Source organism: Lentimicrobiaceae bacterium (assembly GCA_023227965.1).
Taxonomy (GTDB): Bacteria; Bacteroidota; Bacteroidia; order Bacteroidales; family JALOCA01; genus JALOCA01.
On sequence record JALOCA010000008.1, the window covers coordinates 92,715 to 102,237 of the forward strand.

The window sequence follows — 9,523 nt, forward strand, 5'->3', positions numbered from 1 at the left end:
AATGAACGTAAAAAATATAGTTGATACACTCGGATTGCAGATTTTTAGCGGAGAACAAGGCCTCGATCGGGAAATTACCGGAGGGTATACTTCCGACCTGCTCAGCGATGTAATGGGACACGCTGACGCCAGGCAAATCTGGATTACTCTGCAAACCCATAAAAATATTATGGCAATTGCTTCACTTAAAGAACTGGCTGCCATTATACTGGTAAAAGGCTATACTCCTGAGCAGGATACTGCCACCCAGAGTAATGCAGAAAATATTCCCATACTGGGCACTACGGATGAAGCCTTTGCAATTTCAGGAAAACTGTACAAGTTATTGGAGGATGCAAAATTATAAAGCAGATTTGCATATTCATACGGTTCTCTCGCCTTGTGGCGACCTCGACATGAGCCCAGGAAGAATTGTTGAAGAAGCCAAAAAGAAAAAAATACAGATTCTCGGAATTACCGACCATAATACAACAAGACAGTGTAAAGTAGTAAAACAAATGGCAGCTGAAGAAAATATCTTTGTGATGTGCGGCGCCGAAATTACTACCCGGGAAGAAGCCCACTGCCTAGCGTTCTTTGAAAATGATGAAAAATTGGAAGTTTTCCAAACTTACCTTGATGCACATCTCCCTGATATTAAAAATAATCCTTCCTATTTTGGTTATCAGGTAGCCGTTGACCAAAATGAGGAAATCATTTTTCAGGAAGAGCGGTTGCTCATTTCGGCACTCGATCAGGGTATAAATGAAATTGAGAAACAAGTACATGCATTGGGTGGAATTTTCATTCCGGCACATGTTGACAAGCCCAAGTTCAGCCTGATGAGTCAGTTGGGATTCATCCCTACAGACCTGCAATACGATGCACTTGAGCTTTCCAAGTTTACTTCCAAAGAGGTTTTCCTTTTGCAAAACAAATATCTCGGCAACCCTGCTATTATCAGAAATTCTGATGCGCATGTTCCCCATCTTATTGGTGATGCTTTTACAATCTTCCAGCTTGCCGAACTCAGCTTTGCCGAATTACTGAAAGCATTGCACAATAAAGAAGGAAGAGAAATAGTCGCCATATGAAAGACCTGTCGTTACATATACTTGATATAGTGCAAAACTCCATTTCAGCCGGAGCACAAAACATCGGTATCGTTATCAATGAAGACAAGCTGAAAAACGAGTTTGATATCACCATATCTGATGACGGTTTGGGAATGGGCGAAGATGAACTTACTAAAGTTACCGACCCCTACTTCACAAGCCGTACAACCCGAAAAGTAGGTCTTGGGATACCCCTTTTCAAGCAAAATGCCGAGCGTAGCGGGGGGAGATTTGCTATAACTTCCGAAAAAGGAAAGGGTACCACAGTGAACGCCGTTTTTGGATATGATAATCTCGACAGACCCATACTGGGCGACATTACCGGCGTAGTAGTGATACTTGTTACCGCCAACCCGGAACTGGATTTTGCTTATCAGCACACAACTGAAAAAGGAACCTATATTTTCGATACAAAAAAAATAAAACTTATACTGGAAGATACCCCTATTAATCACCCACAGGTAGGAAAACTTTTGAAAGAAATGCTAAAAGAAAATTTAAAAGATATTGAAGCAGAAACTTAAAAATGCCCTGCTTTTTTGAATGATTATAATTTATTAACATACGTAAATATTGACCCATTATTTCATTAAACTTGCCCTTTAGAATCAATTAAATATAAAATATACATTAACAGTAATTTAACCATAAATACTATGTCAAAAATCAAATCACTGGCTGACTTAAAAAAGATCAAAGACGATCTTCAGTCGAAAATTACTCTTCGCGAAAAAAGCGATAACACCGAAAACCTCGTTCAGGTAAAAGTAGCTATGGCTACCTGCGGAATTGCTTCAGGTGCCAAAGACGTGATGGATTTCATGGTGGACGAACTCGACAAGCGAAACATCGAAGCCGTAATTACCCAAACCGGCTGCATGGGATACTGCTTTGCCGAACCTACCCTTGAAGTAACCATTCCCGGACAAGACCCGGTTGTTTTTGGATATGTTAATATCAAAAAAGCCGACGAAATCATAGAAAAATACATTAAAAACGGCGAACTGGTCGAAGGTATCATTCCCGTTAATTACGAAACTATTCACACCAAATAAAAGGGAGGAAAATTCATGGCAAAATTCAAATTCCATCTCCTTGTTTGCGGAGGTACGGGCTGCCGCGCTTCAGCAAGCGAAGAGATATTTAATAATCTGAAAACCATTATTTCAGATAAAGGATTAGACAAAGATGTACAAGTGATAATGACAGGTTGCTTCGGCTTTTGTGAAAAAGGTCCAATCGTTAAGGTGATGCCCGACAACACTTTCTACACCGAAGTAAAACCAGGCGATGCCCGCGAAATCATAGAAGAACACATCATCAAAGGACGTAAAGTTCAGCGATTGCTTTATACCGACCCTGAAAAAAGGGAACACGTAAGCGATTCAAAACACATGGGCTTCTATAAAAAACAGTTACGAATAGCACTACGCAACTGCGGTTTCATCGACCCGGAAAACATTGACGAATACATCGCCCGCGAAGGTTACCAGGCATTGGGAACCTGCCTTTCGGAACATACACCCGAACAGGTGATTGATATTATCAAAAAAGCTGGATTGCGCGGACGTGGCGGTGCCGGTTTCCCTACCGGTTTAAAATGGGAAATCACCCGCAAATCAGTGAATGAACAAAAATACGTGGTTTGTAATGCCGATGAAGGCGACCCCGGTGCATTTATGGACCGTTCCATCCTCGAAGGCGACCCCCACAGCGTAATTGAAGCAATGGCTATCTGCGGTTACTGTATTGGTGCTGATAAAGGATTGGTTTACATACGTGCAGAATATCCTCTTGCTATTGAACGTTTGAAAATCGCTATCAAACAATCTCGTGAATACGGATTGTTAGGTAAAGACATTTTAGGTTCCGGTTTTAATTTTGATATTGAGCTGCGTTATGGAGCCGGTGCTTTTGTTTGCGGTGAAGAAACTGCTCTTATCCATTCTATGGAAGGTTTGCGTGGCGAACCCACCCTGAAACCACCATTCCCTTCCGTTTCCGGTTACCTTGGCAAGCCTTCCAACGTAAACAACGTGGAAACTTTTGCCAACATCCCCGTAATCATAAACAAAGGTGCCGACTGGTTTTCTTCTATCGGAACTGAAAAATCCAAAGGCACCAAAGTATTTGCCCTTGCAGGAAAAATCAATAATGTTGGTTTGATTGAAGTTCCGATGGGAACTACCCTTCGCGAAGTGATTTTTGAAATTGGCGGTGGCATTAAAGACGGAAAGAAATTTAAAGCCGTACAAACCGGTGGACCTTCAGGTGGTTGCTTAACCGAAAAACACCTCGATATTCCCATTGATTATGAAAACCTCGTAGCCAATGGTTCTATGATGGGTTCGGGCGGAATGATAGTGATGGACGAGGACAACTGTATGGTTTCCATTGCCCGTTTCTACCTCGATTTTACCATTGAAGAATCCTGTGGAAAATGTACACCTTGCCGTATCGGCAATAAACGCCTCGGAGAAATTCTCGACGAAATAATCAAAGGTAACGGCACCATGGAAGATCTTAACAAGCTCCGCAACCTGGGACAAGTGATTAAAGATGCTTCTCTCTGCGGATTAGGACAAACCTCTCCCAACCCAGTACTTTCCACCATGGATAACTTCTGGGACGAATACATTGCTCACGTTCAGGATAAAAAATGTCCTTCGGGTCAGTGTAAAGCCCTGCTCCAGTATATTATTGATGCTGAGAAATGCGTTGGTTGTACCGCTTGTGCCCGTAATTGTCCTGTAAATGCAATCACAGGTGAACGTAAAATGGCACATCTTATTGACCAAAGCATTTGTATCAAATGCGGTGCCTGCTACGAAAGATGTAAATTTGATGCTATTGAAATTAAATAAAGAAAGGTAAAAGAGATGGAACTTATCAAATTAACCATAGATAATAAACCCGTTGAAGTACAGCCGGGAACAACCCTGCTGAAGGCTGCCCGACAGGTAGGCATTGAAATCCCCACAATGTGTTACTTCGACCTGGGTGATATGAAAATTGAAAACAAACCGGGCGGATGCCGCCTGTGTGTAGTGGAAGTGGAAGGACGTCGCAACCTGGCTCCTGCCTGTGCTACCGATTGTACACCCGGAATGGTTGTTCGTACACACAACCTCAGGGTTATGAATGCACGTCGTACCATCATGGAACTGATGCTCAGCGACCACCCTGCCGATTGTCTCATCTGCCCCAAATCGGGTAATTGCGAGTTGCAAGACATGGCTCACAAACTTGGCATTCGCGAAATTCCCTTCCAGGGCGAAAAATCAACCTACCGTAAGGATACCTCGCCTGCCATTATCCGCGATGTGGACAAATGCATCATGTGCCGCCGCTGCGAAATGATGTGCAACGAAGTACAGTCCGTAGGCGCTCTTTCGGGTGTAAACCGTGGTTTTATGGCAGTTGTGGCTCCCGCTTTCGAAATGAACCTCGAAAAATCGGTTTGTACTTATTGCGGACAATGCGTTTCGGTATGCCCAACAGGTGCTCTTACCGAAGTTGACCACACCCGTAACATCATCCGCGCCCTTGCCGACCCAACCAAAACCGTAATTGTACAAACAGCTCCTGCCGTTCGCGCCGCTCTGGGCGAAGAATTCGGTATGGAACCCGGAACTCTTGTTACCGGCAAAATGGCTGCAGCTCTGCGCCGCCTTGGGTTCAAATATGTTTTCGATACCGACTTTGCTGCCGACCTTACCATCATGGAAGAAGGAACCGAACTTCTGGGTCGCCTCTCGGCTTTCCTCGAAGGCGACAAATCAGTAAAACTTCCTATTCTTACTTCCTGCTGCCCAGGCTGGGTGAAATTTTTTGAAACCAATTTTCCCGAAATGCTTGACATTCCGTCAACAGCAAAATCGCCACAGCAGATGTTCGGCGCCATTGCAAAAACATATTTTGCCAACAAAATCAATGTTGACCGCAAGAACCTCATTGTTGTTTCGGTGATGCCATGCCTTGCCAAAAAATATGAATGCACACGTCCCGAATTTTCAACCGATGGCGATCCTGATGTAAATTACTCCATTTCTACCCGCGAGTTGGCTCACCTCATCAAGCAGTTAAATATTGATTTCGACACATTGCCCGAAGAAGATTTCGACAAACCGCTTGGCGAGTCAACCGGTGCTGCCGTTATTTTTGGTACCACAGGCGGTGTTATTGAAGCTGCCGTTCGTACTGCTTATGAAGTATATACAGGAAAACAACTCGAAAAAGTTGACTTTGAACAGTTGCGCGGACTGAAAAGCGTACGCCATGCTACTGTTGATCTCAACGGTTTTGAACTACACATAGGCATTGCACATGGACTGGGCAACGCACGCAAACTTCTCGAAGACATTCGCGCAGGCAAAAGCCAATTCCATGCTATCGAAATCATGGCTTGCCCCGGTGGTTGCATTGGCGGTGGCGGTCAGCCTTTCCATCATGGACACGATTCTATACTGAAGGCTCGCCAGAAAGCCATTTACCAGGAAGATGTTAATAAGCCTCTTCGTAAATCGCACGAAAATCCGGACATCATCAAACTGTATGAAGAATTTTTGGGGAAACCGTTGAGCGAAAAATCGCATCATTTGCTACATACCCATTATTTCGACAGAAGTAAACAAGTTATAATTAACGATTAAGGAGAAACAACTCATGGCAAATATAAAATTATCAGAAAATAAAATAGCCGAACTTAAGGCTGTTTGCAAGGAGTTCAACAACGAAAAAGGTGAACTCATCAACGTATTGCATAAAGCACAAGGCATCTTTGGATACTTGCCTGCCGAAGTGCAGGAAGTGGTTTCGCGCGAGCTGAACGTTCCCCTTGCTACCGTTTACGGTGTAGTATCGTTCTACTCCTTTTTCTCAATGACTCCTAAGGGTGAATATCCCATTTCCATCTGCCTGGGAACTGCCTGCTACGTTCGTGGTGCCGAAAAAGTACTCGAAGAGTTCAAACGCATACTGAATGTTAACGTAGGCGATACCACTCCCGATGGTAAGTTCTCACTGAGTTGCCTGCGCTGCGTAGGTGCCTGCGGACTGGCGCCGGTAGTAATGATAGGCGAAAAAGTTTACGGACGCGTTGCCCCTGACGGCGTTAAGGACATCATCGCCGAATACATAAAATAATAATTCTGCTTTTTTAATCCCTCACATTCCCGGACATCATGTATGTTTCGGGAATGTTTTTTTATTGGAAATAAAAAGTTGGAAAATAGGGTTTCCCCTTTAAAATAGACTGACATCGTTTTTGTGCCAATCAGGTGGTGCAAAGTTTGCAAACTTCGCATCTCGGCAGTTTATATAAAAATCACCTCGGATACAAAAATTCAATTTTCCGTATGGAGATAATCCTATTGAAGATTTTGCTGGTTAAAAGGTTTTGCCGATTATGGAATAAGGTTTATCGGATATTTTAATGCTTATATATATTTGTAGTCGTTTTTCCCTGTAAAAACATGTTTTACTCATTTTTATGGTTAATTTTACCATCATTATGAATAATGATTTGTAAATAACATATCTTTTTAATTAATAATTAAATACAACGCTAAATTGTTTTAGTATGAAAAAATTTTTACTGATAGTTTTGATGAGTTTCCTGTTTGCAGGAGCTATCTGTTCGCAGGAAGAGGCAAGGTTGATGCGTTTCCCTGCCATGCACGGCAACCAGGTTGTGTTTACCTATGCCGGTGACTTGTACACGGTGAACCTGAATGGCGGCTTAGCCCGTAAACTCACCAACGATGCGGGCTACGAAATGTTTGCCCACATCTCGCCGGATGGTAAATACATTGCCTTTACCGCCCAGTACGACGGAAATACCGAAGTGTATGTAATACCTTCGGAAGGTGGCACGCCTAAACGTTTAACCTACACTGCAACTCTGGGTCGCGACGACATTTCCGACCGCATGGGTCCCAACAACATCGTGATGGCATGGACTAACGATAGCAAAAATATCATTTATCGTTCGCGCAAGCAATCGTGGAACGATTTTGTAGGGCAGCTTTTCATGGTTTCCATTGATGGCGGGCTGTCGAAAGAGCTTCCCCTTTCTTCAGGAGGTTTTTGTTCTTATTCGCCTGACGGCAAAAAGCTGGCTTTTAACCGTGTGTTCCGCGAATTCCGTACATGGAAATACTACACCGGCGGCATGGCCGACGACATCCGTATCTTTGATTTTGATACACAAAAAATCACTAAAGTTACCGACAACGATAACCAGGATATTTTCCCTATGTGGCGTGGCGACGACATCTATTTCTGCTCCGACCGCGACCGCACCATGAATCTTTTTGTTTTCAACACCAAAACAAACCAAACCCGTAAGATTACCAGCTACACGGATTATGACGTTAAATTTCCTACCCTTGGCGACAAAGGAATCATTTATGAAAATGCCGGTTACCTCTGGGTTTACGATTTTGGCACACAAAAAATATCCAAAGTAAATGTAAAGATTGAAGACGATTTTGTTACCGGAAGGGATAAACTGAAAGATGCTTCCAAGTTTATCAATAATGCCGACATTTCGCCGGATGGAAACCGTATTGTACTGGGTGCCCGTGGTGATGTTTTCACCGTTCCTTACAAAGACGGGATCACCCGTAACATTACCCAGAGTTCAAGCGCCAACGACCGTAGTGCCTGCTGGTCGCCGGATGGAAAATGGATAGCTTACCTATCCGACAAGAGTGGTGAGTTTGAAATCTACATTCAGAAACAGGACGGAAGCGAAGCCCCTGTACAGATAACCACAGGTGCCGATACCTATAAATTCAATATCCAATGGTCGCCCGACAGCAAGAAAATAATGTGGAACGACAAAATGCTCCGCCTACAATACGTGGACATCGAAAGCAAACAGGTAACGCTAATTGACAAATCTACCATATGGGAATTCAGCGATTTCAACTGGTCGCCCGACAGTAAATGGATAGTGTATTCCTGCCCCGAGCCAAACGACATGGCAAAAATCATCTTATACGAACTTTCATCCAAAACCAAGACCGAAGTTACCGACGAATGGTACAGTTCGTACAATCCGGTTTTCAGTGCCGACGGGAAATATGTGCTCTTTGTTTCGCAGCGCGATTTTAACCCTATTTACAGCAACACCGAATGGAACCATGCTTATGCCAACATGAGCAAAGTTTACCTTGCAACTCTTGCTAAGGCTACTCCTTCTCCTTTTGCTCCGGAAAATAACGAAGTGAAAACGGAAGAGGTGAAGCCAAATGCCGACCTAAAACAGGACAAAAAATCTGACAAAAAGGAGAAGAAAGAAAAGACCGATGCTGTAAGCGTTCCCGATGTAAAAGTTGACCTCGACGGGATAAAAGACCGCATCATTTCCCTGCCTATTGAAGCCGCAAACTACTGGAACATTTACTGTAACAACGACAAGGTATATTACGGCTATTATAAGCAAGGAGAAAAGGACCAATCCATTAAAATGTATGATTTAAAGGAAAAGAAAGAAACAAACCTTGGAGATGGAATGGACTTCACAGTATCGGCAAACGGTAAAAAAATGCTGGTGCGCAAAGACCAGGGATACTATGTAATGGATATGCCTTCTTCCTCCATTGCATTGAAAGATCAGGTGAAACTCACCGATATGAAAGTATGGGTAAACAACCGTGAGGAATGGAAACAAATTTACGACGAAGCATGGCGGCAAATGCGCGACTTTTTCTACCAATCAAACATGCACGGACTGGATTGGAAAGCCATGCACGATAAATATGCCGTGTTGCTTCCTTACGTAAACAACCGCAACGACCTGAACTACCTTATCGGCGAGCTTATCGGCGAACTGAACATAGGGCACGCTTACATCGGCGGCGGCGACCGCATCATGCCGGAAAGAATTAATACCGGCTTGCTTGGCGCAAAAATAAGCAGGGATGCTTCGGGATATTACAGAATAGATAAAATTCTTGCCGGTGCTAACTGGAGCAAAGACCTCCGCTCACCACTTACCGAAATGGGCATTGACGCTAAAGAAGGCGATTTCATCATTGCCGTAAACGGCAAGTCAACCAAAGATATGAACGATATTTATGCCGAGCTGGTAAATACCGCCGGCAAACAGGTGGAACTAACCATCAATAGCAAAGCCGAAGAAAAAGGTAGTCGTAAATCCATCGTAATACCCATAAAGGACGAAAACCCACTATATTATTATAACTGGGTTCAGAATAATGTTAAGAAAGTGAACGAAGCCACCAACGGCGAAGTTGGCTACATACACATCCCTGATATGGGCGTGGAAGGACTGAATGAATTTGTTAAGTATTTTTATCCACAGTTGGATAAAAAGGCGTTGATTATTGACGACCGCGGAAACGGCGGCGGCAATGTGTCTCCTATGATAATTGAAAGGCTGATGCGCCAGGTTACCCGTG

8 protein-coding genes are annotated in these 9,523 nt (G+C 43.5%); all 8 read left to right on the forward strand.

Annotation, left to right across the window (positions count from 1 at the left end):
• Nucleotide 1: 1 nt before the first annotated feature.
• Entirely contained in the window at nucleotides 2-346 is a 345-nt protein-coding gene (locus tag M0R21_04510) for a serine kinase (protein ID MCK9617077.1), read from the forward strand.
• Nucleotides 333-1,073 carry a PHP domain-containing protein gene (locus M0R21_04515; GenBank protein MCK9617078.1) on the forward strand — a complete coding sequence of 247 codons (741 nt, stop codon included), beginning with the start codon at nucleotides 333-335 and terminating at the stop codon, nucleotides 1,071-1,073. The genes M0R21_04510 and M0R21_04515 overlap by 14 nt, the downstream gene beginning before the upstream one ends.
• Complete coding sequence (locus tag M0R21_04520; protein ID MCK9617079.1) at nucleotides 1,070-1,618, forward strand: ATP-binding protein; 549 nt, start codon at nucleotides 1,070-1,072, stop codon at nucleotides 1,616-1,618. Before M0R21_04515 ends, M0R21_04520 begins: the two co-directional genes overlap by 4 nt.
• A gap of 132 nt (nucleotides 1,619-1,750) precedes the next feature.
• Entirely contained in the window at nucleotides 1,751-2,149 is a 399-nt protein-coding gene (locus M0R21_04525) for a (2Fe-2S) ferredoxin domain-containing protein (protein ID MCK9617080.1), read from the forward strand.
• Nucleotides 2,150-2,164: 15 nt separating this feature from the next.
• Entirely contained in the window at nucleotides 2,165-3,958 is a 1,794-nt protein-coding gene (locus M0R21_04530) for an NADH-quinone oxidoreductase subunit NuoF (protein MCK9617081.1), read from the forward strand.
• Nucleotides 3,959-3,973: 15 nt separating this feature from the next.
• Nucleotides 3,974-5,746: an NADH-dependent [FeFe] hydrogenase, group A6 gene (locus tag M0R21_04535; protein ID MCK9617082.1), complete on the forward strand. Its 1,773-nt coding sequence runs from the start codon at nucleotides 3,974-3,976 to the stop codon at nucleotides 5,744-5,746.
• A 13-nt stretch (nucleotides 5,747-5,759) separates the two neighbouring features.
• Nucleotides 5,760-6,239 carry an NAD(P)H-dependent oxidoreductase subunit E gene (locus tag M0R21_04540; protein ID MCK9617083.1) on the forward strand — a complete coding sequence of 160 codons (480 nt, stop codon included), beginning with the start codon at nucleotides 5,760-5,762 and terminating at the stop codon, nucleotides 6,237-6,239.
• Nucleotides 6,240-6,675: 436 nt separating this feature from the next.
• On the forward strand, nucleotides 6,676-9,523 hold a 2,848-nt coding region (locus tag M0R21_04545; protein MCK9617084.1), incomplete at its 3' end, for a PDZ domain-containing protein.

What these genes read in the sequence shown, in the direction of transcription:
- M0R21_04525 (MCK9617080.1), top strand. Translation starts at nt 1,751, where the DNA reads ATGTCAAAAATCAAATCACTGGCTGACTTAAAAAAGATCAAAGACGAT.
- M0R21_04520 (MCK9617079.1), top strand. Translation starts at nt 1,070, where the DNA reads ATGAAAGACCTGTCGTTACATATACTTGATATAGTGCAAAACTCCATT.
- M0R21_04530 (MCK9617081.1), top strand. Translation starts at nt 2,165, where the DNA reads ATGGCAAAATTCAAATTCCATCTCCTTGTTTGCGGAGGTACGGGCTGC.
- M0R21_04540 (MCK9617083.1), top strand. Translation starts at nt 5,760, where the DNA reads ATGGCAAATATAAAATTATCAGAAAATAAAATAGCCGAACTTAAGGCT.
- M0R21_04510 (MCK9617077.1), top strand. Translation starts at nt 2, where the DNA reads ATGAACGTAAAAAATATAGTTGATACACTCGGATTGCAGATTTTTAGC.
- M0R21_04535 (MCK9617082.1), top strand. Translation starts at nt 3,974, where the DNA reads ATGGAACTTATCAAATTAACCATAGATAATAAACCCGTTGAAGTACAG.
- M0R21_04515 (MCK9617078.1), top strand. Translation starts at nt 333, where the DNA reads ATGCAAAATTATAAAGCAGATTTGCATATTCATACGGTTCTCTCGCCT.